We start from the raw sequence: 25638 nt of genomic DNA on the forward strand, positions 1-25638 counted from the left end.
CAATCGGGATGGTTACACAGATGCCGGGGGGTATCGTGTGCAGGTGGAACTCGACCCCTACTTCTGGTGGCCCGGCTTCACCGGATCAGTGAATTATGCCACGCCGATCGCCAACAGTCGGCTACCCAACGCCTTCGACACCGGGTTGCTGAGTCCGAGTGATATTGCACATATTCTCCATGCAGCCTTCATTGGCGATGGCCTTGTGCGCTATGGTCCCTACTCCGCCGAAATGGATATCCAGTATCTCTCTGTGAGCCAAAGCCAGGACCTGCCCACTGGCCCGTTGGAGCGTGGTCGCCGGGTGAATTCGGCCCTGCAACTGTTGCGAGTTGCCCCGGGCGTCGGCTATCAGGTTTACGCCGGCAATGTTTACGGCGTTCCTACATCTGTAGATGCACGTGCCGGTTTCAGTTTTTTTGCCACTTGGCAGGACTATACTGGCGAGGAAGACCTGGCCGGCCTCAGTTCGAGCAAAAACACCAGCTTCGTGCAGCCCTGGCTTGGCACAAGGGCTGATTTTGTCGTCTCGCCGCACTGGCGCATTGAGCTCGGCGGACTGGTGCAGGGCTTTGGTGTCGATGGTGGGTCCTGGGGCTGGGGCGCGTCGGGCGGGATCTCCTACGCAGTCAATGAATGGTTCAGCGTGATTGCGGCCGCTCGGGCGCTGGACACCGAGCGGTTTGGGCTCGGCAGCAATACGCTCGGGGTGCGTCGATCTATACACTTGACCACCTATGGCCCCATTTTCGGTGTCGGCTTCAGGTTCCCCCCGCCGTCTCCGCCTCCACCTCCAACCAGTATGCCGGCCGCCGCACCGGCACCGGCTCTGGCCAAGACTTATCTTGTTTTCTTCGATTGGGATAAGGCCACGCTCACCCCGCGCGCCAACCAGGTCATTGATCAGGCTGCGGCAGACAGCCGCACAAACCAGGTCACGACGATCGAGGTGAGTGGTTATACGGATACGTCGGGCAGCCCTGCCTATAACCAGGATCTCTCCATGCGCCGCGCGCAGGCCGTTGCAGGAAAGTTGGTTTCCGACGGCGTTCCCGCCTCCGAAATTACCGTGCAGGGTTTCGGCGACACCCTGCTTCTCGTGCAGACGGGTGACGATGTGCGTGAACCGCAAAACCGCCGTGTCGAGATTGTGCTGAAATAGGAACTACCGCCCAGCTTAGCGAAATATAAAAGTAGGTCCCGCTCAAAGAATATCCCGGGAACTATAGTCGAAGATTAATTGGATAAGGCACTACAACATTGCAGCGCCGGACTATGGAGTATCGCAATAAGACAACAGGAGAATGCTGATGGGCATCCTACGCCGTGACGCCATGATAGGTTTCATCTCAGTAACCGGGCTAACGTTTGCCCTGGCCGAACCTGCCTCAGCCGCATCCGCCACGGAGCTGATCCGCTCATCAGATGCAGCGCTGGCAAATCTTTACGAGAAGCAACCAAAAGCCAAGCTTCTCGGTCAACGCGCCAGGGCTATTCTGGTATTTCCCTCTATCGTCAAAGCAGGCTTTATAGTTGGCGCACAGACTGGAAATGGCGTTCTGTTCGAAGGTGGCCTCCCGACGAATTACTATAACATCTCCGCCGCGTCATTCGGGTTGCAGGCCGGCGTGCAGTCTTTCAGCTATGCGCTGTTTTTCATGAAAGCTTCCGCGCTCTCTTATCTTGAAAGAAGCTATGGCTGGTCTATCGGGTCGGGGCCCAGCGTTGTGGTTCTCGATAAAGGTGCGGCCGCAAGCATGACATCCACCACACTGACACAGGATGTCTATGCGATACCGTTTGGCCAGACGGGGTTGATGGCCGGACTTGGTCTCGAAGGAGCAAAAATCACAGCTATCAGCGTCGGTCCCTAGCCATGGCCACGGCGAACGGCACGCCGGGACTGGTCTCGGACGATCCTGTTGCCGAGAATTGGCGCGAATGCCCGCAGTGCGGCCTCATCTCGGCATTGCCGCCGATGCAGGCTGATCGGGTCGCCGTGTGCCCGCGTTGCCGGCATGCTTTGTGGCAGATGCGCCGGCACCCGTTTGAACTTCCTATTGCGTTCGGCGTATCGGCGCTTCTGTTCTACTGCTTTGCTCTCATCGCCCCGTTTCTGGAGATATCGGCCTATGGCCGATATCAACTGGCAAGCGTTTCGACAGGACCGGCCCAGCTCATGGCCGAAGGCTACCAGGTGGTTGGCTGGCTCGTGCTGGCCACCACGGTCATATTTCCCGGCTTCAAGCTGGCTATTCTGTTGATCGTGCTGCTCGGCCTCAGAACCCGCCTCATGCCAGCCAGCCTGCTGAAGGAGCTGTTCCGCTGGTATGGGCCAATCACGCCCTGGGCGATGATCGATGTCTATCTGCTCGGCTTCCTGGTGGCCTATACCCGTATCGTTGCCCTTGCCTCGATACACCTGGACACCGCGCTCTTTTCTCTGGTCGGCGTCATGCTGGCGATGGCCGCGGCGGATGCCACTCTCGACGCCGAAACGGTATGGCGCGCGCTTGATGTTGCGGATCGCAAAGCAGCACCCGGCAAGGCGGAGCAAGTCCACCACCCCATGCGAGTCTCATCAACCGGCGCTCCGCTCGGGTTTATCGGTTGTCACTGCTGCGATCTCGTCAACCGCGCCGAACCCGGCGAGCGCTGCCGCCGGTGCGGCGTTGTGCTGCACCGGCGCAAGCATGACAGTATCAACCGCAGCGGGGCGTTGCTGGTCGCCGCGGCGGTGCTCTACTTTCCCGCGAATATTTATCCGATCATGACCATGACGGAGGTTGCGGTGGCACACCCTTACACCATCATGGGCGGCATCGTCGATTTGTACGAAGCCGGTCTGTGGCCGCTGGCAGCGCTGGTGTTTTTTGCGAGCTTCACCGTCCCCATGATGAAAATCATCACGCTTGGATGCCTGCTCGCGCAGACGCAGACAGGCAGCGCCAAACACCTTCCTGGCCGCACAACGGCCTACCGGATTATCGCGTTCGTTGGGCGTTGGTCCATGATCGACGTCTTTGGACTTTCGATCCTGGTGGCTCTGGTTCAGTTCGCCCAGTTTGCGAATTTTGTCGCCGAGATCGGTGCAACCTGCTTTGCCGCGGTCGTTGTGCTAACCATGTTCGCGGTCGATTGTTTTGATCCAAGGCTGATGTGGGATGCGCAGGACGCGTCCCGAATGCCAACCGCCGATGTCAGCATGGCCGATGTGAAAAGGGCTCCAGCATGAGCGACACGCCCACCACCAGCGGAGAAAAAGGCAATCCGCCACCGGCCCAAACGCGCCCCCCGCGCTTTTCCGTGGTTTGGGTAATTCCAATCATCGCTGCAATTATTGCGGCTTATTTAGGATACCGGACAGTGGCCGAGCGCGGGCCGTTGCTTACGCTTACATTCGATACCGCCAGCGGGCTCACTTCAGGGCAGACGCAGGTCCAGTATAAATCCGTGGCCCTTGGCACGGTCGAGAGCGTCGATCTCAGCAATGACAACAAGCATGTGATCGTCAGGGTGCGCATGAACAATGTGGGCGCCCGTTTCCTGACAGACCATGCCCGCTTCTGGGTCGTTCGGCCGTCGTTTGGTGGGGGCAGCATTTCTGGTCTGCAGACCCTGGTCTCAGGCGATTATATCACCGTGGACCCAGGTCTGCCCGGCGGTCATTACCTCACCAGTTTTACCGGGCTGGAGGAGCCGCCTGGCGTCCGCTCCGATGTGCCCGGTCATACCTATGTGCTTAAAGCCGATAACATCGGCTCACTCGGCACGGGCTCGCCGGTTTTCTACCGTGATATTCCCGTGGGCGAAGTGCTAGGGTACGATATTGGCAACGGCCTTGGCCCTGTGACCGTGAACATTTTCGTGCGTTCGCCCTATGATCAATTTGTCCGGCCGCAAAGCCATTTCTGGAACTCCTCCGGCATCACGGCCGGCATCCAGGGCGGCGCCTTCCATATCGAGTTCCAGTCGCTGCAGGCGCTTCTCTCTGGCGGTGTGAGCTTCGATCTTCCGTCAGAAGCCGCAACCAGCGCACCCAGCCCGGATAATGCGAGGTTTCCCTTGTATGCATCGCGCGACGCAGCGAATGCCGCAGGTTTTCTAAGAAAGATACCTGTCGTCACGTACTTTGAATCTTCGGTTAACGGCCTGGTAGCGGGTGCGCCGGTGGATGTTCTGGGCATCCAGGTCGGCCAGGTGACGGATGTGAAGCTGATTCTAGATATGAATACTGCTATTCCCAAGGTGCGCGTGGCGATGGAGCTGCAGCCCGAACGCGTCTTCCAGGCCAAGATATTGCCAAATAACATGACGCTTGAACAAGGAATACAGAAACTGGTTAACAGCGGGCTGCGCGTGGAGGTTGCCACGGCCAACTACGTCACCGGCCAGCAGATCATCTCCCTCGTCACGGTGCCGGGTGCCGCCCCGGTGCAAGTCACGACCGAGGGAGACGCCTTTGTGTTGCCGTGCCAGGGCAGCGCCTTCGGCGCCATTGCCTCATCGCTCTCTACCATCTCGGATAATCTGGCAAAAGTTCAGTTCGGTAAACTTGGAGATAACCTCAACAAATTGCTCGTTACCACTAACACAACCGTCGCCGACGCTCACCTCCAGCAGGCTATGGCATCGTTGACTCAGACACTGAACAACGTGAATCGGGGCTATGGCAATGACTCTGATTTTGAACATAATTTGGAACAGCTCATGACCCAGGCAGACAGCACGCTACAATCGATGGATCAGCTCACCGGCTATCTCGACCGTCACCCTGAAGCATTGCTGCGCGGCCGGAGCAACCAATGAGCACGTCCCGGCGCGCCTGCCTTCTCACCGGGCCGGTCATGTTGGCGGCGGCGCTGGCTGCCTGCTCCTCGCCCGCTACCCGTTACTATCGTCTGATGGCGGTTCCAGGTACCGTCCAACATACCGCGCCAATTACCGTGGCTGTTCGCAATGTGAGCATTCCTGGCTATCTCGACAGAGACGAAATTGCCAAGGTTGGCAGCGACTATCGGTTTGATTTTTACAGCAACGATCTATGGGCGGAACCGCTCTCCAGCATGCTTCAAACCGTTATGGTACAGGATCTGGCACAACGTCTGCCAGCAGTAACCGTGCTCGGCAGCGGAGGTTCGATTGACGCGTCTTCCGATATTCTCGTCGAAATCAATATCCTGCGCTTTGATCCTGATAGCAGCGGGAATATTGTCCTGGGCGCGCAGATCGCGGTCAAGTCTGGGCCCGACCGCGCGCTGTGGACGACGCGAACCTTCGAGAGCAGCAGCGCTCTGAGCAATGGCGGTGCTGATTCAAACGGCCCAGACGCCTCGGAGGTTGTTGCGAAAATGAGTGAGCTTTGGGCGGCAATGGCTGATCAGGTCGCGGATATCATCATCGGATACCAGGCTGCGCGGTCATTTCCAAGTTCTGGTGCCGGATGAAAACATTTTGAGGAAGAGGCCGGTATGTCCAATATGTCAGACGCGGTAAACCCCGGAACCGAACCGAGGCTTTTCTTTTTTGGAGGGCGGAGATTGATCCGACGGGCTTTCAGATACTCAAGCCTGTTACTGACGATCGCGCTCGCCGCCTTCCTGCACGCCGCAACCGCGCAGGCTGCTTCCGCAGTTCCAATGTTAATGCCTTTGGCTCAGCCAATGTTATGTCCATGCAGCATCTTGACGGAGACAGCCTATTATTACCACGGGCGGTCTTACCCGTATCGTTATCACGGGATGTATTTTCGCCACCGGTATTATCGATATGGCCGCTGGCATTATTACTGAGAACCGCATAAGTTTCCCAACCACCGTATGGTGGGATTAAAATTCAAATCCGTCCAAAAAAACCTCGGAAAGATAGGTATGACATACACTTTGGCCTGAGGAGCTGATTATGGGCAAGCGCGAAACGGCGGGTGAATTTTCGGCAAAGAGGCGTCGTCCATTGGCTTATGTTTTTCTGTATCGTCTCACGGCGTCCGTTGCCTGCGCTGGATTTTTAATCGGCACAACGCCGGCGCCCCTGCGGGCGCAGGAATCCGCGACGCCAGATTATGCCGCGGCGCAAGGCTACAGCGCAGAGCAGCTCGACGCCTTGCTGGCGCCGATCGCGCTGTATCCCGATGATTTGCTGGTGCAGGTTCTTATGGCCTCGGCATACCCGCTCGACATTGTTGCCGCGGCGCGCTGGGTCAAAGCCCCCGCCAACCAGGCGCTGCAGGGCGATGCTCTGACCCAGGCGATCGCGCAGCAGAGTTGGGATCCTTCGGTGAAATCGCTCGTCCCGTTTCCGCAGGTATTGGAGATGATGAGCGACCAACTCGACTGGACGCAGCAGCTCGGCTACGCGATGGACGTGCAGCAGAGCGACGTGATGGCTTCCATCCAGCGGCTCCGCCGGCAAGCGGAGATCGCGGGCCAGTTGAAATCGACAGAGTACCAGACCGTCCGCACGGAAGGGGGGACAATCGTCATCGCGCCGGCACAACCGAATGTCGTCTACGTGCCGGTGTACAATCCTACCGTCGTCTATGGCACATGGCCATATCCGGCGTATCCACCCGTCTATCTGCCGCCGCCGCCAGGCTACGCTGTCGGTACGGCTCTCTTGACCGGGCTGGCCTTTGGCGCCGGTATTGCCCTTACCGCTGGATTATGGGGCTGGGCCAGCCCCAACTGGGGCTATGGCAACGTCCACGTCAACGTCAATCGCTATAACACGATCAATGTGAACCGCCCTCCGATCAATAATTCCAATTGGCGGCCAAACGGTGGATACACGCCAGCCGGTGGCTACCGCCCACCAGCCAGCGGCCCGGTGGGGCGGCCGGGCGGTCCAACCTCCTTGCCAGCGAGCGCGGCCGGGCGGCCTCCCAGCGGGGTTACCCGGCCTCCCGCGACTGCCGGCGGGCGATTGCCGCCGGCAAGCCAAACCGGCAACGCCACCCGCCCCGGTGGCGGACAAGGCGCACCCACTGGTGGCAAGAAGCCTGCCGTACAGCAGCATGCGGCAAGACCGGCGAATGGCACCCGCCCCCCCGTAAGCCAAGCCGGCAGCGCCACCCGCCCCACTGGCGGACAAGGCGCGCCCAGTGGTGGCAAGAAGCCTGCCGTACAGCAGCCTGTGGCAAAGCCGGCGAGTGGCACCCGCCCGCCGGTAAGCCAAGGCGGTAACGCGACCCGCCCCACCGGCGGACAAGGCGCGCCCAGCGTTGGCAACAAGCCTCCCGCGCGACCGGCGCCAAACCAGGGCAAACGCCCGCAGGCCGGTCAGGGCGGCATCGCCCGCCCCGGGGGCGGACAAGGCGGATCGAGGCTTGGGAGCTAGCCCCTGACACTGTAGCCGGCTTTCACGCGCGTTCCGCTGTCCTTCTTTTACGTCACCGGATCGCTGGAGACTGAACCGCCCGGGGGCGTCCCCCGTCAGGGCCAATTAGACAGATTGGGATGATTGAATAACGGAGGATTTCTGGCTCATGCTAACGACGGGCGGCGTGCAGATGATCCAGAAATCCTTGCCGCCCAAACCGGCCAAGCACCCCGCCGAGGCGGTTGTGCGTGACATCCGCCGGGCCACACGGCGGCATTACTCGGCCGAGGACGAGAACCGCATCGTGCTGGAGGGGCCGGTCGGCACCCAATCGTGCCTTCGGCGAAATGCCATTTTCCCAAATAAATTCAGTGCCTTCACGGCGTCCATCGTTGGGTCCCAGCTAAGTGCCCATTCATAGCTTGGCTGATTGGACGACTATATCGCGGTCGTCGCAATCAGCCCGCCCCTTACATCATACCCCGTAGGTGGGGCGATAAACGTGCGACCGGATGAATGTTGCAACATCCGCCGGCCGATCGACCCGGGCCAGGTTCTTGTCGAAGATGTGTTCGGCGACCCGCGTCGCGACATGCAGCGAGGCTTCGTAGATCTTGCTTTGCGGCGGATAGATCAGCCCGGTGTCGAGATTGGCCTCCGTCACCTGTTCCGCGACGGCTTTCGCGGCCACGATGAACATCTCGTCGGTGATGCGCGTCGCCTCGGTCGCGAAAACGGCCAAGCCCATGGCGGGGAAGATATAAACGTTGTTGCCCTGGCCCGGCACCAGGGTCTTTCCCCCGATTTCTACCGGCGGGAAGGGGCTGCCGCTGGCGAAGATCGCCCGGCCTTCCGACCAGCCATAAGCCTCCTCGGCCGTGCACTCAGACCGCGATGTGGGGTTGGAGTACGGGAAGATGATCGGCCGTTCGTTGATCTCGGCCATGGCCTCGATGACATGCTGATTGAACAGTTTGGGCACCGTGCTGACACCGATGATTCCAGTCGGCCTGAGCGCTTTCACCGCTTCCACGAAGCTCGTGATCGGCTCATGTTCCAGCACAAAAGGCTTCTGAAACGAGTTCAGATCGGTTCGCGAGGTCACCAGCAGGCCGTTGACGTCGAACAGCGCGTTGCGGGACCGCGCCTCGGCGATGTCCATCCCCTCCATCGCCATCGCTTGGGAGATCAGCTCGGCGATGCCGGTCGCTGCCGAGCCGCCACCAAGAAACAGGAAGCGCTGTTCGGTGAGCGCCTGCCCGGAGATGCGCAGGGCGCCATAGATTCCGGCCACCGCGACGGCTGCGGTTCCCTGAATGTCGTCGTTGAAGGTGCAGACCTTGTCGCGGTAGTGCGCCAGGATCGGCGCGGCGTTGGGGTTGGCGAAGTCTTCCCACTGGATGCAGCACTTCGGATAGAGTGCCTGCACCGCATCGACGAATTCGTCGATGAACGCCATATATTCGTCGCCGCGCACGCGGTTCTGCCGCAGACCGAGATAGAGCGGGTCTTCCAGAAGCTGTTCGTTATTCGTCCCCACATCGAGCGTGATGGGCAGGCAGTATTGCGGCGGCACGCCGGCGCAAGCGGTGTAGAGTGACAGCTTCCCGATGGGGATGCCCATGCCGCTCACGCCCAGATCGCCCAGGCCCAGGATTCGCTCGCCATCGGTCACCACGATGAACCGCACGTCCTGCTGCGGCCAGTTGCCGAGGATTTCACGCAGACGGCCGCGCGCGCTGATCGGCAGATACATGCCGCGGGGATGGCGGAAGATATGGTCGAACTTCTGGCAGACCTCACCCACCGTCGGCGTATAGACGATCGGCATGAAATGCGCCGGATCCGACATCAGCAGTGCGTAGAACAGGGTCTCGTTGCGCACCTGCAGGTCGGACAGCAGCATGTAGCGTTGCAGGTCGCTGTCGAGTTTGGCCAGCTCCGCTTGCAGCCGCGCGAGCTGCAGCTCGAGCGACAGCGGCGCGGGAGGCAGCAGACCCTCGAGTTTAAGGTCCCGGCGCTCGGCAGGGGTGAACGCGGTCCCCTTGTTCAGCCGCGGCGTGCGCAGCAATGAGTAGCCTGTGATCGTGTTTGTTGACATGTGACTTCCCTTCTCAATGGGTTCAGTTGTCTCGGGTATCCGGGATGGCGGATGGCCACCGGCGTGATGCCGGTGCAGGCAGGAAATGCTCGAACAGCATGCGCGGCAGGATCAGCCCGATGGTCATGGCCAGGATGGTCAGGAACGCCGTGATCCCGTTAACGACGATGCTCGTAAGCAGATCCGCCGGCGCGTCCGGCCCGACGGAGACCAGCTCCGTCAGGGCGCTCGCGGCGCGGAACAGGAAGAAGCCCGGCATCATCGAGACAACCGCCGAAAAGCCGAGCGCCGCGAAGGGCAGATGCAGCCGGTCGGTCACCGGCGTGATGATGATGCTCGCCAGGATGCAGGCGACGAGAGCCCCGGCCGCGACATGGGCGCCCGCGAGCGAGATCATCGCCCAGCGCGCCGCATGCGCCAGCATGCCGACGGCGATCGGTAACGGCAGCAGGCGCCACGGCATGGAAAACAAGGTGCCGAAGCCCGCAACGGCGCACCCCGCCGCGATCACGTCGGCGGCAAGCGGCACGGGGGAGGAAGCTCCGGCGGCCAGCACGGTTGCGCCGCCGCCGGCGAGCCCCGTCAGCAACCCGGCGCATATCATGAGGAGGATAAGCCCCGCATAGGTGAGGCGCGCGAGGCCGAGCGTGATACGCGTGCGCACGAGGTCGATCGCGCCATTGAGAATATGCGGACCGGGAACCAGCATCATGCAGGGGCAAAGCGCGACGAGAGACGGTGCTTCCGCCAGCCGCAACCGGTCAGCGGCGGCGGCGATGACGCCGGCGAGGGCGGCCGCACAAAGCGGCTGGATGAAGGGATTGCCGCCAAGCGTCACCAGCCAGCGGCGGAGGAGCGCGCCAGCGCCGGCGCTGAGCGCGATCAGCAACAGGCTCGGGACGTCGAGCGCGCCAAAGAGCACACCCAGGGATGCCGCGCCAATGGCCGCGAATAGCGAGAAGCGCGGCGTGGAGGCCGGCGGCAGACGCCCGGCCGCCTCCAGCGCGGGGCCCGCGGCCTCGCGGGGGAGCGCGCCGTCGCAGACCTGGTCCACAACCGTCATGACGGCCAGCACCTTGCCCATGTCGACGCCGATCGGCGTGACCGGGACCATTTCTGAGAACGGGGCGCCTTTGACCTGGAGCGCGAGTTCGCCCCAGTGGGGATGCAATGTCAGCGGCACACCGAGCGCGTGACCGAGCCTTTCAGCCGCAACGGCCACGCGCTCCGTGGTTTGGCCATTGTTGAACAGAAGCGCCGCCGTAGCCGCGACGGTCTCAAGCGCCGCCGTGCGCGTCAGGTGCGCGGGCCGGCTTTCTGTCGAACTGACCGTGTCGGTCATGGCAATCGTCCTCCAAGCCGCTGCAACCCCCGGTGGCTCCCGGAGCGGCCCTGCCGATCTCGTGCGCCGTGGCGCTGGTGCGCGGCTCCGGTGATCATGTCAACGAGGAATTCGGCCGCGCAGTGGAACGCCCAGCCCACGATGGCACCAAAAACGACTTCACTGCCACGGCTAAATGCCGCCGAGAAGATTGGCACGGAAGACTGCGCGGAAAGAAGAATAACCGGACAGGTCCACATCGCGACGCGAAGCTTGGGAAACTCACGTGAGATGATCGCGGATATGGCCACCGCCACGGCCATCTGCACCGCGACGGAGACGGCCATGCGCGAGGCAACCTCGCTCACCGAGATGGTGATGGCAATCCCTATGAGGGTGCCAAGGATGCGCCCGATCAAGAGCGATTTCGTTTCGTGAAGCTGTTCCTGAGAAACGATGATCGCCGACATCGCCGCCCAAACTGCTTCAGGCAGGCCCAAGACGGCGGCCAGTTCGTAGGCGGCCGTCGCCGCGCCAGAGCAGCGGACGACGAAGCCTAGTGCATAAATGCTCTTCTTGCCCATGGGGCTAACGCGCCAAGCCGTTCAAGCTGCCGCCCACGATCCCGCGAATCCGCTTCATGCCCGACACCGCCAGAATTTCAGCGAGCTGCGCCGCGGCCGTTCTCGCAATCTCGTTCCTTGGCATGGAGACACTCTCATCATCATCGGCGTACAAGTTAAGGTCGGTGAGGCCTATCGTCCAATATATTGTCCTGCCGAACGTGATAGGTTTTTTGTATGCCAGGGATGGATCTGAGGCATCTTCGTTATTTGGCCGCTGTAGGAGAGGAGCGACGTTTCACCGGGCCCCTGAGCGGCTCGGCACCAAGCAGCCGCCGTGGAGTTGGAGTTCCCCCCCTTCGCGTCCTCTTACGCCAGCGTCTGAGCGATGAAGTTGCGAACGATCTTCGATGTGTCTCCACGCCGGAAGGCCAACGACAGGCGTGCAATGGGGGCATCCCCTTTGATCTCACGGTAGACGACGCCGGTCACCTGAAGCTGGCGCATTGACGCCGGCACGAGCGAAAAGCCGAGTTCTGCTGCGACAAGATTGACGACGGAACTGATCTGCGGCGCAGACTGCCCAAGAGTTGGCTCAAAGCCCGCTTGCCAGCAGGCCTGGATCACAGTGTCGAACAAAGCTGGCCCAACGTCTCTCGGCGTAAGAATGAGAGCATCGCCCCGCAGTTGGGCAAGATCAACTTCAACCGACGTTGCCACAGGATGGCTGGCGGGAAGAACGACGAGCATCGGCTCCTCCGATACGTGCCGGAGCTGCAGGTCATCACCGCCAGCGTCAGAGCGCAGAAACACGGCGTCCAACTCACCGCCCCGAAGACCGGCAACAAGCTGGGTCGTATTGGCCTCCTCCAGTGTCAGATCCACGTCGGGATAAGCCCACCTGAATGACCGGATGTTCGAGGTCACGACGGGATTGAACGGCGCCGAGCTTGTGAAGCCGACGCGGAGCGAGCCGATCTCGCCGCGGGCCGCTCTTTGCGCGGCTCGAATTGCACGCTCCGCCTGGATGGGAATGAGCCGCACGTTCTCTAAAAAGGCACGCCCGGCTTCAGTCAGTTCGGCCCCCTGAGGAATGCGGTGGAACAGAGGCGCTCCGACTTCAGCTTCCAGATCCTTGATCTGCTGGCTAAGCGGCGGCTGCCCGATTCCGACGCGGGCAGCCGCACGTGTGAAGTTTTTCTCTTCCGCAACCGCAAGGAAGTATCGAACGTGACGTAATTCCATTGGCTATTCACAAAAGCAATCAAGAATGATTTTGCAATATATTGGACTGTATATCCCCCAGATGTCAATTACCCGCTCAGGCAACCTGCGGGGCCGCCTGATATTGATATGGACAGCAGAAATTGACCTCGAACATGAGCGCTCAGCTTGAAAGGCAAGCCCCAGAGCCGATGATCGAAAACAAGGCGCACAGCTTTCAGGTTGACGCCGCTGCGCCCCCAAAGAAACCGCCGCTTGAGCGGCCGCGTGTGCCTTCCCATCGCAAGCGAGCTCTACTTGTCCTCCTCTCCATCGCCGCTGTTGTCATAGTCTGGTGGGCGTCCGGCTATGTGTTCGCCTACACGGATGACGCGTACTTGACGTCAGATATCGTCGCGATCACGCCCGAGGTATCGGGGCCGATTGAAGCCGTTCACGTGACTGACAACGAGTGGGTGAAACGAGGGACGCCGCTCTTCACGATCGATCCCGAGCCTTTCCAGATCGCCGTGGAGCAGGCACGCGCGGAGGAAGAGCGCGCGGAGGCGCAACTACCGGTTGATCAAGCCCAGGTGCAGGTGCTGCAAGCGCAGATGGACGCGGCGGATGACGCGGTGAAGCTCGCCACAATGAATTTGCATCGCGATACGCCGCTCGGTCCGGAGGGCGCCATCCCACTGCAATCACTCGATCTGGCGCGGACCTCACAGGAACAGAGCGTCGCACAGCAACTTGCCGCCAAAGCCGCCGTACAAAAAGCGACCGAGACCCTGAGCCTGGATCAGGCGACCGTTGCCTCGGCCCATGCGGCGCTGCTTTTTGCTGAATGGCGCTTGAGCCGAACGAACGTCGTGGCGCCTGTGGACGGTTACGTGACGGATCTTGCCGTTCAGCCTGGCGACATGGTTTCTTCGAGCCATCCGGCCGTTGCGATCGTGGACGGCAACGCCTGGCGCGTGGTCGCAAATTACAAGGAATACTATTTGCGCCACCTCCCTCCCGGCCACATCGCCTGGATCTGGCTCGACAGCCATCCCTGGCATCTCTACCGGGCACGCATCCAGGGCCTGGCACACGGCATCAGCCGCCAGAAAGGGACCGAGGCATTGGTGCCTTATGTGTCCCCGACGGTGAACTGGATTCGCCTGGAACGCCGGATTCCCGTTCGATTCATACTGCTCGCCTCGCCAGGCAGCGACCAACTCTTCATGGGCGCGGATGCCCGCGTCCTTGTCATTTACTAAGCGAGGAGCGGTCCGGTGGGCGTAGCGCTCCTGATCTCGGCGTGCCGCCCCATACCAGGTGCGCTCCTGCGCGAGCTGCAATCGTTGAGGCTGCATGGCCCGCGCGCAAAGGAAGCCCTGCGGCCCGTACTATCGGTGCTCATTGCCGTCACGGCCGCAGCCATTCTCAATCTGGATGATCTCTCCTGGGCGGCGTTCAGTGGCTACATGGTCATGCGCGGGAGTGTGGTGGAAACGATTCCACGCGGGCTGATGCGCATAGGCGGCACGATCGGAGGCGCGTTGCTTGGCCTGCTGCTTGCGCCTGGGGCCGCGAACAGCCCCATGCTGCTGATGATCTTCCTCTTCGCCGTATCATGGATCGGTATCTTCCAGTCGCTGGCGACCAAATACAGCTACGCATGGCTGTTCTTTGGGCTCACGGCCGGGATGGTCCTCACCGAGGGGCTCGCCGCGCCTGATGCGGTCGTGCATTTCGCCGCGACGCGCGTGGTGGAGATCACGGTGGGGGCTTGTTCGTGCCTTGTTGTTTCGAGTCTATTTTCGAATGAGCCGATCAACAAAGGGCAAGGCGCAGTTGCAGCGCTTTGGTTCGGAGGTGTGCGTGACGTCTTGAATGAAGACTGGCTGCGGAAACACTGGCCACTGCTCGAACATAGCACGCGCGGCGCGCTGGCGGTCGCCTTGCTCCCGCTTGTCTGGCGATGGTTCGGTATCCGGGGCTTTGCACAGACTGCGGTCACGTCGTACATCGTCATGATCGTTTCGTCGACCGTGGTGCGGGAACGCCGGCATCTGACCATCTACGAACGGATGACGCATCGAACGCTGGGGTGCCTGCTCGGTGGCACCGTTGCCCTGCTGTGCATCGGTTTCTTCGGTACGGGGTTTGGCACAATGGCGCTCACCCTCGCTGCCGGTGTCTGGATCGGCTATTCAATCCAGATTGGGCGGGAGGGAATTGGTTATCTCGGAACGCAATTCACACTGGGCTTGCTGATCACCCTGGTTCAAGGACCGGGCGAAATCACCTCTGTGACGCCTGGATTGGAGCGTCTGCTTGGCATCTTCATCGGCTCCGCCATGCTGTGTCTTCTGACAGTCGATTGGCCATTGCGTGAGGACAACTAGCACTAGCGCGCGGGATGGCCGTTGATCCGGTGCAGCGTCCGGCGCGCCGCGGCCGTTGGTGTCTGTTGGGCGAAGAGGAGAAAAGTTGTGGGACATTCAGAGTATGACTCAGGCGCCAAAGGGCGCCGGCCAACGTGAGTGGCGGCATACGGCATGCCTATATCGCACCGATGTTCAGAACATCACGCCCCCTTCCAGAGCCACCTGCACCATATCGCGGGTTTTGCCGGCATTGCCGTAACCGGCGGCAGGTGAGCCCTGATCGGTCAGATACAGATAACCCGCGGACGCACGGGCGAAGATATCGCCATGTTGCCAGGTGGGCGTCAGTTCCACGCCCACGCCCGCCGCGCCAGGGGCGATGAACCAATAGTTCTGGCTGTTGTGCGTCGTCCCCACGGAGTCAAAGTATTCCACCAGGCCGCCGAGCGAATAGGGTGAAGCTCCGAAATTGTAATCGCCCACCGCCACGGCGGTAAAATTGGCCGTGTATTTCTTGATCCCGACGTCCTGATCTGGTTTGGCGTAGACGTATTGCACTTCCGGTACGAGATTCAGATTGCCGCTAGTCCAGGAATAGAACGCCCCGAAAAGCTGCGAGTTGACGTAGTTGGTGCCATAGCTGACGAGCTTGTAGCCGCCATAGGTGCGGGTATAGTTGCCGGTGCGGCTGAGATTGCCTGTATAAAAGAGGCTCAGGCTGTTATTGGCATCGAAATTATAACTCCCAATGGTCTGGATGACGTTGAACACGCCGGTCTCCCAGCCATCGCCATAGGTCACGGTAAGCGCGGCCGGCCCCTTTGTGTAGCTGGCGGAAATGCCGCGGCTTGCACCGTTCTCCACATACCAGGCCGTGGACGCGAAGATATTGGCATTGTTGTAGTCAACCGCGTCCTCATACCCTTCCAGCGACGGCACCTGGCCGGCCGAGATCGTGACCGGCGAGCCGGGCAAGGCCAGGGTGACATAGGCAAGCTTCACCGGGCTGGTCGGGAAGGTGTGGGTGTTCGCCCTCGGCGGGGCAGTGCCCAGGACCGGCGCACCGCCGAACACGCCTGCGATGACGTTGAACTGAACGATGCCGGTGCTCTTTTTGAGGTGAAACTGCATGCCGCCGAGACGCGCGCCAGTCGCATCGCTGCCGAGGATGCTGTTGTCGGCATTTTCCTTATCCGCCGTCCCGGTCTGCGCGAAGAAGAAGCCGTCAGTCGCGCCGGAGAGGTCGAACTGGCCGAGCGGGCCACCATCAATGATGAGCGGCGTGGCACCGTTCATTGCCAGCGCGGCATGCAGCGAGATTCCACTCATGAGGAGGGCGGCCAATCCACGACGGAAGAGATGATTTGGCACAAATTATTCCTTTTTTTGCTTTGGTTAAGGGACGCACGTCCCCGGCCCGCGCGGCAGCACGCGGGGAAGAGGGTAGGGGAGAGGGAATTCAGTGGCGGCTCAGGCCGCGCAACATCGCGCCTGGGCGGGGGTGCTTCTGCCGGCCATGGCGCCAAGCAGTTCCCGCGCGCCACAATAGCCCGCCACACGCCCGGGTGAACCGACCAGAACCGGGGCGCCGCTTTCCTCCCGCAGCGCCAGCACGGCTTGCAGCGGTGCCGCCTCCCCGGCAAAGCGCGGCGTCAGCGCAACCCCGTCCCGCCACAGCCCGGCCAGCCCTCCGGCGGTATCCAGCGCCAGCATGCAGCCCTCCACCTGGCATTGTTCGCCGGGCTTGAGCGGCGTCATCGCCGCCCCGGCGCGCAGCGCGGTGAGCGGGTTCATGTGCTTTACGAATTCCGCCACATAGTCATCCGCCGGGCGCAGCAGAATGTCCTCGGGCGTGCCGGTCTGAATGATCCGGCCCTCGCGCATGATGGCGATACGGTCGCCGAGCTTCAGCGCCTCGTCGAGGTCGTGAGTGACGAACAGGATGGTCTTGCCGAGCCGCTTCTGCAGCCCGAGCAATTCCTCCTGCAGCTTCGCGCGGATCAGCGGATCGAGCGCCGAGAATGGCTCGTCCATCAGCAGGATCTCCGGATCGGTGGCAAAGGCGCGGGCCAAGCCCACGCGCTGGCGCATGCCGCCGGAGAGTTCCCGCGCCGGCCGCTCCGCCCAGTCGCACAGCCCCACGGTTTCCAGCCACTCATCGGCGATGCGCCGCCGCTCCGCCCGCCCCACGCCCCGCAACTCCAGCCCGAAAGCGGCATTGGCCCGCACGCTGCGCCAGGGCAGCAGCGCGAAATGCTGGAACACCATGGCGATGCCGCCACGGCGCAGCTTGCGCAGCACATTGCGCCTGGGCGCGGAAATATCCGTGAGCACGCCGCCCTGACGCACGGCAAGACGGCCGCGCGTGATGGCGTTGAGCCCGTTCACCGCGCGCAGCAGGGTCGTCTTGCCCGAGCCAGAGAGCCCCATGATGACGAAAATTTCGCCCTGGCTGACGGTGAGGTTCACGCCCGCCGCGCCAAGCGTCAGCCCGTGAGCGGCGCGGATCGCCTCGCGTCCTACCCCTTCATCCAGCGCCGCTAGCGCTGCGGCCTGGGCCCGCCGCGCCCGCCATCCGCGCCCTGCCGGCAGCAGGATGTCCACGTTTTCGAATTCGATCGCACTGGTCATGTGGCCGCCTTCGGCCGGAACAGCCGGTCGATGATGATGGCGACGATGACGATGGCGAGCCCCGAGGTGACGCCATCGCCCACCTGCACGGATTCCATCGCCTCCACCACCGGGTCGCCGAGCCCGCCGGCGCCCACCAGCGCCGCGATCACCGCCATGGACAGGCTCAGCATCACTGTTTGGCTCAGCCCGGCTTGCACCGCAGGCAGCGCGGCCGGCAGTTCCACCTTGCGCAACCGCGCGAACACTCCTGCGCCGAAAGCATCTCCCGCCTCCAGCAGCTCCTGCGGCACGTTGAGGATGCCAAGGCAGGTCAGCCGGATCGGCGTGGGCAGCACGAAGATGATGGTGGAAATCAACCCCGGCACATCGCCCAGGCCGAACAGTTCCAGCGTCGGGATCAGATAGACGAAGGTTGGCAAGGTCTGCATCAGGTCCAGCACGGGCTGCACGGCGCCACGCAGCCGCTGATGGTGGGCAAGCAGTATGCCCAGCGGCACGCCCAACGCCATACAGGCCAGCGTGGCGTAGAGGATCTGCGCCACCGTCTGCAGCATGGCGGGCCAGTAGCCCTGGTTGAGGATGAACAGCAGCCCAAGGGGCACGAACAAGGTCAGCGCCCAGGACCGCTTGAGCAGCCAAGCGGCAACGGTGACAGCCACGATGACCGGCACGGCGGGCAGCGCCCCCAGCAGCGCCGCCGTTCCCCCCAGCAGGCCGGAAAGCCCGGCGGACAGCGCGTTGACCGGCCCGGCGCAATGGGCGGTCAGTGCCGCCAGGGCCGCTTCCGCCCAAGGGCCGACGGGCAGCTTGTGTCCGCTGATCCAGTCCGCGATATCCGCCACGGCCGTCATGTTCAACTCAATTGCTCTTCAGCGCCGCTTCAGCGGCGGGCAAGGCGGGCTGGCCGTCCAGCGTGGTCACGCCCTTCAGCCAAGCGGCCAGCAACTGCGGATGGCCCGCGAGATACGAGCGCGCTTCAGGTTCCACCTCGGCCTTGCCCTCCGCCACCGGCGCGAGCAGCGCGTTCTCGGTATCAACGTCAAACCGCACCTGGGAGATGAAACGCACCAGATTAGGGCATTGCGCGGCGAGGCCCGGACGGCCAAGCGTGTAAACGGTCGCCGCGCCGTAGTCTGGGCCGAAATACTTGTCGCCGCCGCTCAGATAGGTGATGTGGAAGCGCACGTTCATCGGGTGCGGCTCCCAGGCCAGGAACACGATCCACTGGTGCGCGGCCTCGGCACGCTGCACCTGCGAGAGCATCCCCGCCTCGCTGGACGCGACAAGCTGCCAGCCGCTCAGCTGATAGGCGCTGTCGCCAATGATGGCGCTGATGTTCTTGTTCGCCGGCGCGCCGGGCTCGATGCCGTAGATCTTGCTGCCGAACTTCACAGCGAACTTGCCAAGATCGGCAATGCTGTGCACGCCTGCCGTAGCAACGTAATCCGGCACGGCCAGAGTGAACTTGGCGCCGGTGAGGTTCGTGGTCAGCACCTCGTAGCCGCCCTGGTACTTAGCGCGGAACGCGGATTGCGCCGGCATCCAGTTGCCCTGGAACAGATCGACCTGACCGTCCTTGAGGCCCTGATAGATCACCGGCACCGCCAAGGTCTGCGGCTGCGTATTATACCCGATCGCGTTGAGCACGGTATCAGTCAGCGCGTTGGTCACGGCGATGTCGCCCCAGGGCGGCTGCCCCACGCGCACATTGGCGCAGGCCGCCGGGTCGGCATGGGCTACTGCGGGAGCCAGACCGGACAGGGCAGAGGCGAGCAGAAGGGCTCGGTGCAGGTGCTTCATTTGATTTTCCCTTTTTCGGATCAGGCGACGGCGGGGAAACGCATCCGGCGTTCCAGATCGTCGAGCTTGAGGTGGTTGCGCATGTACTGCCCGGTGGCGTCGGTGAAGGGCTGGTAGTCCCAGGCGGCGAAGCGCCCTTGCCGCAACGCGTCGTGGACAAAGCGGCGCTGAAGCTGGCTGGCGACCACCTGCGCGCGCAGGGCGGAAAGGTCCCAACGCCGCGCCACCTCGGCGCGGAATTCGGCCACCAGCCCAGATTGGGCCGGATCGGCGGCGAGGTTGGTCAGCTCGTCCGGGTCCGTGGCGAGGTCATAGAGCAGGTCCGGATCAACCGGGCAGTGGATGAATTTGTAGCGGCCGCGCCGGATCATCACGATGGGCGCGATGGCGCCTTCGCCTAGATACTCGCCAATGACCTCGTCATGCCCGCCCGCTCCGGCCAGATGCGGCAGCAGCGAACGCCCTTCCAGCGGCAGCGGTGTGGTCGCCCCGGCCAGCTCCGCGAAGGTGGGCAGCAGGTCGAGCGTGGAGACGGCATTTTCCACCCGCCCCGGCGCGAACCGCTTGGGCGCATGAACGACCAGCGGCACACGGCAGGCATTCTCGAAGAAGCTCATCTTGTACCACAGCCCGCGCTCACCCAGCATCTCGCCATGGTCGGCGGTGAAGACGGTGACGGTATTTTCTGCGAGCCCGCTCTCGTCCAGCACGCCCAGCAGCGCGCCGAGTTGGTCGTCCACGAAGGATATGGCGGCATGGTAGGCGTGCCGTGCATCCCGGATGTTTTGCGCCGTGACCGGCTCGCTATCCATGTTGGAGACGTGACGCAGGCGCAGGGAGTGCGGGTCGCGTGCCGGCTCCGGGTGGCGCGGGAGCGGGATCTCCTCCGGCTGGTAACGGTTCCAGTACTCGGCGGTGATGGCGAACGGGTCGTGCGGATGGGTGAGGGAAACGAACAGGCAGAAGGGGCGCTGATCCGGCTCGCGCGCCAGTTCGAACAGCTTGCGCCGGGCGTGGAAAATGACCTCCTCGTCGAACTCGATCTGGTTGGAGCGCAGGCAGGTGCCGGCCTGCTGCACCGAGCTCATGTTGTGATACCAGTCCGGCCGGGTGGAGAAATCCTCCCAATTCGGCACCCAGCCGAAATCGGCCGGGTAGATGTCCGTGGTCAGCCGCTCCTCGAAGCCATGCAGCTGGTCTGGCCCGACGAAATGCATCTTCCCGGCCAGGATGGTGCGGTAACCGGCGGCGCGCAGGTAATGGCCGAAGCTGGGCAGGCTCGCCGGGTATTCCACCGCATTGTCGTAAGCGCCGATGGCCGAGGGCAGGCGCCCGGACATGAACGCGTAACGCGACGGTCCGCACAATGGCGAGTTGCAATAAGCATTTTTGAATACCACGCCATCCGTGGCCAGCCGGTCCAGATTCGGGGTGCGTGCAATCTCTCCACCATAAGTGCGTAGAAATGGCGCGGAGAGCTGATCGGCCATAAAGATCAATATATTAGGCTTTCCGCTATGGGAAATAGGCAAGGCGCAGGCTCCAGTGGCTTAAATAATCTACTCTGCCTATAGTTTATAAATGATATGCTTTTAAAGCGTAAAAATACTTATGCGAGGTATAAGAGTGACTAATGTCGTTTGGCGCAGCCTGCTGTCCGCCCTTCCGGCTTTCGAGGCGGCTGCGAGGCACCAGAATTTCAGCCGCGCGGCACGAGAGCTCGGCACAACTCAACCCGCCGTAAGTCAGCAAATCGCACTGCTGGAGGCCGCGCTCTCGTGCCGCCTGTTCGAGCGGCGCCACCGTGGCGCGACATTAACGGCGGAGGGCGCGTTACTGCGCGACGCCGCCGCCCGTAGCCGGGAGGCGCTGGAAGCCGCGCAGGGCGAGATCACCGCCCGCGCCGGAAGACGGCGCTTGACGCTATCCACTGATTACGGCTTCGCCGGGGACTGGCTGATCCCGCAACTCGCCTCGCTGGCCGAGGCAGCGCCAGGGCTGGAGGTGCGCATCGTCGCCTCCCAGTCAAGCGAGACCCCGCTGGAGGGCGCAGATTTTGCCATCCGCTTCGGTAATGGCAATTGGCCGCGCTTGGCGGCCACGCTGCTGTTCCGCGAGACCGTATACGCCGTCGCCAGCCCCGGGTTTCTGGCCCGGCACGCACCCGTGGATAACGCGGCTGCGCTGACCGCCTTGCCGCTGCTGCATCTGGAAAGCGGCGCAGCCTCTCCCTGGCTCAACTGGTCGAGCTGGTTTGCCGCCCACAACCTCAGCCGCGCGGCGGCGGCAGGCGATTATTTCTTCAATACCTATACGATGGTGCAGCAGGCAGCGATTGCGGGCCAGGGTGTCGCGCTGGCTTGGCGGCCGTTGGTCGATCTCTCGATCCAGGGAGAACGGCTGCTGCCGGTGTTTCCGGCGCCGGTGCACAGCAGCGCCGGATACTACCTCATTGAGGATCCGGCGCGGCGCGGCACCGAGACTCATCGGGGTTTCCGGACCTGGCTTCTGGCCCTGTGCAAACAGTCGGGCGACGCCCCCTTAGGACTGCATGGGCAGATCGCAACGGCCTTCCAATAGGAGAACTGCCTTACAATAAGGCCATGCAAAAGCAGGCGACGAAAGACGCGGGTGACGACCCAAGGGGCACTAAGCACAGAGGGCGGCCTTTATGAAAAGCTGCTCCACATATGCCGCACTTGCCCGGCCGAAGCGGTACGTGTAGCGCCGCAGAATGATGGCGAAGTCTCATGTTGTTGTCGGCATCGCGACGTGGGTTGCCACGGCGCCCCTGCTGCATCTCTCCCCCGTTAATCCACTCTATCTCGCCCTGGCCGTGGCCGGGTCACTCCTGCCGGACGTGGACCACCCCAACTCCTGGATCGGCCGGCGATCCCGGCCGGTCTCAACGGCGATCGCCGCGGCCCTAGGCCACCGTGGCTTAACGCACTCGGCCGTCGCGGTGGCCGGCCTCGTGGCGCTGCTGCTGCACGCAGGATACCAGCAAGCAGAGGTGTCCGCCTTAGCCGTTGGCTACTTGTCTCACCTGGCGGCAGACATGTTAACACCGCGAGGACTGAGGCTGGCATGGCCGCTTCGCAAAACCTGGGGAATACCGCTATGCCGCACCGGCTCTCCCACGGAGGGCGTCATCGTCATTGCCCTGGTTTGCGGGGTCGCTTGGCAGTCCCTTCTGCACGGCACCAACAAGATCGCCACACTCCTTTAGCCCGTGCGGCGCGCAGCTTCAGGGGGCAGCAATCGCCATGCCGAGGCTGCATCGCTGGGTCCAGGAACGGAGCCATGCTCTGGACTTACAATAAAAGTTGCCAAATATGGATAGTGGCGGAATGGCACCCGCCCAGAGACTGAAGCTGGCCACATAAATTCCACAACTACCCCCGTTAAAAGCGGGGGATTACGGGAGCGCCATGTCGCATTAGCGGCATGCATTATATGCCAAGGACTGACGCCCTTATGCTTAAATTCACCCTCTCTGCACTTGCCGCCGCCGCAGTCATCGTGATTGGCGGGTTTGGGATCTACGCTTGGCATAGCAGCCTGCCTGCGATGAGCCCCGCCGCGCGGCCCAGCTTCGATGCCGCCACGGTCGAGCAGGGACGCCTTATTGCCGCTGCCGGCTATTGCGCAGCGTGCCATACCGCACCGGGCGGCGCGCCCTATGCGGGCAACTATCCGATGGTGACCAGCTTCGGCACGATCTACGCCTCGAACATCACCCCAGACCCGGAAACCGGTATCGGCGAATGGTCGCCGGAAGCCTTCCGCCGTGCGATGCATGAGGGGGTCGACCGCGAGGGGCGCAACCTGTTTCCGGCCTTCCCCTACGACCATTTCACCAAAATGTCGGATGCGGACGTGGATGCGGTCTACGCCTACATTATGACCGACATCCCCCCGGTGAAGGAAATCACGAAACAGCCGACCATCCCCTTTCCGCTGAACATCCGGTTCCTGCAATCGGGCTGGAAGCTGCTCTTCGTCCATTTCGGCCGCTACGAGCCCGACCCGTCGCAATCTGCCGCGTGGAACCGCGGCGCCTATTTGGTCGAGGGCGTCGCGCATTGCGGCGCCTGCCATACGCCGCGCAACGCGCTCGGCGCGGAAGAAAAGAGCAAGCAATATGCGGGGGCCGTGGTTGATGACTGGACGGCGCCGCCGCTGACCAATGCGAACCCCTCCGCCGTGCCGTGGACCGCGGCTGAGTTCACGGCGTATCTGAAGGCCGGCTCCGACCCTTACCACGGCGTCGCCTCGGGGCCGATGGCGGAAGTGGTGGCTGGTTTCCGCCAGCTTCCCGACAGCGATATAGCGGCGATTGGCACTTATCTAGGCAGCATCTCTGGCGCCACGGGCAGCAACCCGGCGCAGATCCCGGCTTTAGTGGCGAGCATCAACGCCGGCAAGCCTGACCCGGATTACCGCCAGGATCCGGGGGAGCAGCTTTACGCCTCTGCCTGCGCCTCGTGCCACTACAATGCCTCGCCTGACAGCCTAGAGCCCGAGCGCCCGGATCTGGGCATCATCTCCGCCACGCGGCTGGATGATCCGTCGAACCTGATCCATACGATCCTCGACGGCGTTCCCGCATCGCAGGGCGTGCATGGGGTCACCATGCCCGCTTTCCGTACGGCGCTCGACAACAGCCAGATCGCGGCCATTGCGGCCTATCTCCGCACCACCCAGGCTGGCCTGCCGCCATGGCAGAACCTTGAGGCGAGCGTGCAATCCGTGCGTGAGCGCGCCGGAACGAATTGACGAGGACAGGACCATGATCGAGTTCACCATCAACGGACGCAAGGTCAGCCTGGACGTCGCACCAGACACTCCCCTGCTTTGGGTCATCCGGGACGAAATTGGCCTGACAGGCACGAAATTCGGCTGCGGCGTGGGGATGTGCGGGGCCTGCACCGTTCATGTCGGAGGCCATCCGACGCGCGGCTGCATCACGCCGGTGCAGGATGTCGCGGGGGCGGAGATCGTCACCATCGAGGGGCTGGACCCGAATGGCGACCACCCGGTGCAGGTTGCCTGGCGCGAGCTTCAGGTGCCGCAATGCGGCTATTGCCAGTCGGGCCAGATCATGACGGCGGCGGCAATGCTCAGGGACATCCCCAACCCGACCGACGAGGATATCGACGCGGTGATGACCGGAAATCTGTGCCGCTGCATGACCTATAACCGCATCCGCGCCGCCGTGCGGCAAGCCGCCGCGGCGATGAGGGGAGCTGTCACCAATGGCTAGAGTCTTCGGCGAATAGGTTGAATCAATTGTCTTTACCGGCGCGGTGTTGATATGATTCACGATTAGGGCTGGTTGAGGAGGCCAGTCCTTATGCCCCGAGCTTATTCGCGTGATCTGCGTGAGCGTGTGATTTCGGTTATTGAGAGCGGCGAGGAGACATGCCGCTCTGCGGCACGTCGGTTTGGTGTGAGCGCTTCATCGGCGATCAAGTGGGTTCAGCGCCTGCATCGTGTTGGCGACCGGGAGAGTGCTGGTACTGGCGGGCACCGTCCGTCGAAGATGAAGCCTGAGCGCGCCTGGCTGTTGGCGGTCCTTGAGCAGCAGCCCGACATTACGCTGGCGGCGCTGAGCGTGCGCCTTTGGGAGGAGCGGGGCGTGCGCGCGGACACAAGCATGCTGTCGCGTTTCTTTCGTGCCGAGGGCATCAGCTTTAAAAAAAACCGTGCTGCCCGCCGAGCAGGACCGGCCTGACATCGCCGCCAAACGGGCGCGCTGGCGGCGGTATCAAGAAAAAATCGATGCCTCGCGCTTGGTGTTCTTGGACGAAACCTGGGCCAAGACGAACATGATGCGCACGCACGGGCGCTGTCCACGCGGGCAGACGCTACACGCCAAAGTGCCGCATGGACATTGGAAAACCCTAACCTTCATCGCCGCCCTGCGCGCGGACAAGGTCACCGCGCCATGTGTGCTCGATGGTCCCATCAACAGCCGCAGCTTCACCGCTTATGTCGAGCAATTCCTGGTGCCAACCCTGCGCCCAGGCGATGTCGTCATCCTCGACAATCTCAGCAGCCACAAGGCCAAGCCCGCACGTGACGCCATCCGAAAAGCCGGCGCCAAGCTCTTCTTCCTCCCGCCCTACAGCCCAGATCTCAACCCCATCGAGCAGGTCTTTGCTAAACTCAAAACCCTGCTCAGAAAGGCCGCCGAGAGAACCATTGAGGCAACATGGAAGCGTATCGGTTCATTGCTCGATCACTTCCCCCCAACAGAGTGCGCAAACTACATCAGGCACGCAGGATATGCGTCAACCTAATCGCAGAAGACTCTAA

Annotated in this window: 23 protein-coding genes; 14 read left to right on the forward strand and 9 right to left on the reverse strand. The window is 62.4% G+C overall.

Annotation, left to right across the window (positions count from 1 at the left end; translation table 11 throughout):
• The 7 genes from ACLPJJ_RS05160 to ACLPJJ_RS05190 form a co-directional block, all read left to right on the forward strand.
• Positions 1 to 1162 (forward strand): OmpA family protein (locus ACLPJJ_RS05160; RefSeq protein WP_443589879.1); only part of this gene is annotated, 1162 nt, incomplete at its 5' end.
• A 148-nt stretch (positions 1163 to 1310) separates the two neighbouring features.
• Positions 1311 to 1874, forward strand: a complete 564-nt coding sequence (locus tag ACLPJJ_RS05165) for a YSC84-related protein (RefSeq protein WP_443589880.1) — start codon at positions 1311 to 1313, stop codon at positions 1872 to 1874.
• 2 nt (positions 1875 to 1876) lie between these two features.
• Positions 1877 to 3235, forward strand: coding sequence for a paraquat-inducible protein A (locus tag ACLPJJ_RS05170; protein WP_443589881.1), 1359 nt, complete (start codon positions 1877 to 1879; stop codon positions 3233 to 3235).
• On the forward strand, positions 3232 to 4809 hold the full coding sequence (locus ACLPJJ_RS05175) for a PqiB family protein (RefSeq protein WP_443589882.1): 1578 nt from the start codon (positions 3232 to 3234) through the stop codon (positions 4807 to 4809). The genes ACLPJJ_RS05170 and ACLPJJ_RS05175 overlap by 4 nt, the downstream gene beginning before the upstream one ends.
• A complete protein-coding gene (locus ACLPJJ_RS05180; RefSeq protein ID WP_443589883.1) occupies positions 4806 to 5447 on the forward strand; it encodes a PqiC family protein in 642 nt (213 codons plus the stop codon). The genes ACLPJJ_RS05175 and ACLPJJ_RS05180 overlap by 4 nt, the downstream gene beginning before the upstream one ends.
• A gap of 505 nt (positions 5448 to 5952) precedes the next feature.
• On the forward strand, positions 5953 to 7335 hold the full coding sequence (locus ACLPJJ_RS05185; protein WP_443589884.1) for a DUF3300 domain-containing protein: 1383 nt from the start codon (positions 5953 to 5955) through the stop codon (positions 7333 to 7335).
• A 148-nt stretch (positions 7336 to 7483) separates the two neighbouring features.
• Complete coding sequence (locus tag ACLPJJ_RS05190) at positions 7484 to 7738, forward strand: hypothetical protein (RefSeq protein ID WP_443589901.1); 255 nt, start codon at positions 7484 to 7486, stop codon at positions 7736 to 7738.
• A 54-nt stretch (positions 7739 to 7792) separates the two neighbouring features.
• On the opposite strand, the gene ACLPJJ_RS05195 is transcribed toward ACLPJJ_RS05190, so the two are convergent.
• The 4 genes from ACLPJJ_RS05195 to ACLPJJ_RS05210 form a co-directional block, all read right to left on the reverse strand.
• Positions 7793 to 9418: an NAD-dependent malic enzyme gene (locus tag ACLPJJ_RS05195; RefSeq protein WP_443589885.1), complete on the reverse strand. Its 1626-nt coding sequence runs from the start codon at positions 9416 to 9418 to the stop codon at positions 7793 to 7795.
• Positions 9419 to 9440: 22 nt separating this feature from the next.
• Complete coding sequence (locus ACLPJJ_RS05200; protein WP_443589886.1) at positions 9441 to 10760, reverse strand: threonine/serine ThrE exporter family protein; 1320 nt, start codon at positions 10758 to 10760, stop codon at positions 9441 to 9443.
• Positions 10757 to 11323, reverse strand: a complete 567-nt coding sequence (locus ACLPJJ_RS05205; protein ID WP_443589887.1) for an FUSC family protein — start codon at positions 11321 to 11323, stop codon at positions 10757 to 10759. Before ACLPJJ_RS05205 ends, ACLPJJ_RS05200 begins: the two co-directional genes overlap by 4 nt.
• Positions 11324 to 11671: 348 nt before the next feature.
• Entirely contained in the window at positions 11672 to 12547 is an 876-nt protein-coding gene (locus tag ACLPJJ_RS05210; RefSeq protein WP_443589888.1) for a LysR family transcriptional regulator, read from the reverse strand.
• 170 nt (positions 12548 to 12717) lie between these two features.
• On the opposite strand from ACLPJJ_RS05210, the gene ACLPJJ_RS05215 reads away from it, so the two are divergent.
• Positions 12718 to 13770 carry an HlyD family secretion protein gene (locus ACLPJJ_RS05215; protein WP_443589889.1) on the forward strand — a complete coding sequence of 351 codons (1053 nt, stop codon included), beginning with the start codon at positions 12718 to 12720 and terminating at the stop codon, positions 13768 to 13770.
• 15 nt (positions 13771 to 13785) lie between these two features.
• Positions 13786 to 14901 (forward strand): FUSC family protein, encoded by a 1116-nt coding sequence (locus ACLPJJ_RS05220; protein WP_443589890.1) that lies wholly within the window; start codon positions 13786 to 13788, stop codon positions 14899 to 14901.
• A 174-nt stretch (positions 14902 to 15075) separates the two neighbouring features.
• Here the strand turns inward: ACLPJJ_RS05220 and ACLPJJ_RS05225 are convergent, their stop codons facing one another.
• The 5 genes from ACLPJJ_RS05225 to betC form a co-directional block, all read right to left on the reverse strand.
• The gene (locus ACLPJJ_RS05225) at positions 15076 to 16212 is read right to left on the reverse strand and encodes an outer membrane beta-barrel protein (protein WP_443589891.1); all 1137 of its coding nucleotides are present in this window, start codon (positions 16210 to 16212) and stop codon (positions 15076 to 15078) included.
• 141 nt (positions 16213 to 16353) lie between these two features.
• Positions 16354 to 17514 (reverse strand): quaternary amine ABC transporter ATP-binding protein, encoded by a 1161-nt coding sequence (locus ACLPJJ_RS05230; RefSeq protein WP_443589892.1) that lies wholly within the window; start codon positions 17512 to 17514, stop codon positions 16354 to 16356.
• Entirely contained in the window at positions 17511 to 18368 is an 858-nt protein-coding gene (locus tag ACLPJJ_RS05235) for an ABC transporter permease subunit (protein ID WP_443589893.1), read from the reverse strand. Before ACLPJJ_RS05235 ends, ACLPJJ_RS05230 begins: the two co-directional genes overlap by 4 nt.
• A gap of 7 nt (positions 18369 to 18375) precedes the next feature.
• Positions 18376 to 19317, reverse strand: a complete 942-nt coding sequence (locus ACLPJJ_RS05240; protein WP_443589894.1) for a glycine betaine ABC transporter substrate-binding protein — start codon at positions 19315 to 19317, stop codon at positions 18376 to 18378.
• A 20-nt stretch (positions 19318 to 19337) separates the two neighbouring features.
• Positions 19338 to 20849, reverse strand: a complete 1512-nt coding sequence (gene betC, locus ACLPJJ_RS05245; protein WP_443589895.1) for a choline-sulfatase — start codon at positions 20847 to 20849, stop codon at positions 19338 to 19340.
• 94 nt (positions 20850 to 20943) lie between these two features.
• On the opposite strand from betC, the gene ACLPJJ_RS05250 reads away from it, so the two are divergent.
• The 5 genes from ACLPJJ_RS05250 (at position 20944) to ACLPJJ_RS05270 (ending at position 25622) form a co-directional block, all read left to right on the forward strand.
• A complete protein-coding gene (locus ACLPJJ_RS05250; protein WP_443589896.1) occupies positions 20944 to 21897 on the forward strand; it encodes a LysR substrate-binding domain-containing protein in 954 nt (317 codons plus the stop codon).
• Between the two features lie 154 nt (positions 21898 to 22051).
• A complete protein-coding gene (locus ACLPJJ_RS05255; protein WP_443589897.1) occupies positions 22052 to 22546 on the forward strand; it encodes a metal-dependent hydrolase in 495 nt (164 codons plus the stop codon).
• A gap of 248 nt (positions 22547 to 22794) precedes the next feature.
• Positions 22795 to 24096, forward strand: coding sequence for a c-type cytochrome (locus tag ACLPJJ_RS05260; RefSeq protein ID WP_443589898.1), 1302 nt, complete (start codon positions 22795 to 22797; stop codon positions 24094 to 24096).
• A 13-nt stretch (positions 24097 to 24109) separates the two neighbouring features.
• Positions 24110 to 24583: a (2Fe-2S)-binding protein gene (locus tag ACLPJJ_RS05265; RefSeq protein ID WP_443589899.1), complete on the forward strand. Its 474-nt coding sequence runs from the start codon at positions 24110 to 24112 to the stop codon at positions 24581 to 24583.
• A 90-nt stretch (positions 24584 to 24673) separates the two neighbouring features.
• Positions 24674 to 25622, forward strand: a protein-coding gene (locus tag ACLPJJ_RS05270) for an IS630 family transposase (RefSeq protein ID WP_443589900.1) whose coding sequence is annotated in 2 segments (ribosomal slippage) — positions 24674 to 25015 and positions 25017 to 25622 — 948 coding nt in all. Because the reading frame shifts where the segments join, the coding sequence is not laid out codon by codon here.
• The last annotated feature ends 16 nt before the right edge of the window (positions 25623 to 25638 follow it).

This window comes from Acidocella sp., from assembly GCF_052326845.1.
GTDB lineage: Bacteria > Pseudomonadota > Alphaproteobacteria > Acetobacterales > Acetobacteraceae > Acidocella.

Excerpts from the sequence above, each read along its gene's own strand:
- ACLPJJ_RS05165 (WP_443589880.1), top strand. The coding sequence starts at position 1,311 with ATGGGCATCCTACGCCGTGACGCCATGATAGGTTTCATCTCAGTAACC.
- ACLPJJ_RS05170 (WP_443589881.1), top strand. The coding sequence starts at position 1,877 with ATGGCCACGGCGAACGGCACGCCGGGACTGGTCTCGGACGATCCTGTT.
- ACLPJJ_RS05175 (WP_443589882.1), top strand. The coding sequence starts at position 3,232 with ATGAGCGACACGCCCACCACCAGCGGAGAAAAAGGCAATCCGCCACCG.
- ACLPJJ_RS05180 (WP_443589883.1), top strand. The coding sequence starts at position 4,806 with ATGAGCACGTCCCGGCGCGCCTGCCTTCTCACCGGGCCGGTCATGTTG.
- ACLPJJ_RS05190 (WP_443589901.1), top strand. The coding sequence starts at position 7,484 with ATGCTAACGACGGGCGGCGTGCAGATGATCCAGAAATCCTTGCCGCCC.
- ACLPJJ_RS05195 (WP_443589885.1), bottom strand. The coding sequence starts at position 9,418 with ATGTCAACAAACACGATCACAGGCTACTCATTGCTGCGCACGCCGCGG.
- ACLPJJ_RS05200 (WP_443589886.1), bottom strand. The coding sequence starts at position 10,760 with ATGACCGACACGGTCAGTTCGACAGAAAGCCGGCCCGCGCACCTGACG.
- ACLPJJ_RS05205 (WP_443589887.1), bottom strand. The coding sequence starts at position 11,323 with ATGGGCAAGAAGAGCATTTATGCACTAGGCTTCGTCGTCCGCTGCTCT.
- ACLPJJ_RS05210 (WP_443589888.1), bottom strand. The coding sequence starts at position 12,547 with ATGGAATTACGTCACGTTCGATACTTCCTTGCGGTTGCGGAAGAGAAA.
- ACLPJJ_RS05215 (WP_443589889.1), top strand. The coding sequence starts at position 12,718 with ATGATCGAAAACAAGGCGCACAGCTTTCAGGTTGACGCCGCTGCGCCC.
- ACLPJJ_RS05225 (WP_443589891.1), bottom strand. The coding sequence starts at position 16,212 with ATGAGTGGAATCTCGCTGCATGCCGCGCTGGCAATGAACGGTGCCACG.
- ACLPJJ_RS05230 (WP_443589892.1), bottom strand. The coding sequence starts at position 17,514 with ATGACCAGTGCGATCGAATTCGAAAACGTGGACATCCTGCTGCCGGCA.
- ACLPJJ_RS05235 (WP_443589893.1), bottom strand. The coding sequence starts at position 18,368 with ATGACGGCCGTGGCGGATATCGCGGACTGGATCAGCGGACACAAGCTG.
- ACLPJJ_RS05240 (WP_443589894.1), bottom strand. The coding sequence starts at position 19,317 with ATGAAGCACCTGCACCGAGCCCTTCTGCTCGCCTCTGCCCTGTCCGGT.
- ACLPJJ_RS05255 (WP_443589897.1), top strand. The coding sequence starts at position 22,052 with ATGATGGCGAAGTCTCATGTTGTTGTCGGCATCGCGACGTGGGTTGCC.
- ACLPJJ_RS05260 (WP_443589898.1), top strand. The coding sequence starts at position 22,795 with ATGCTTAAATTCACCCTCTCTGCACTTGCCGCCGCCGCAGTCATCGTG.
- ACLPJJ_RS05265 (WP_443589899.1), top strand. The coding sequence starts at position 24,110 with ATGATCGAGTTCACCATCAACGGACGCAAGGTCAGCCTGGACGTCGCA.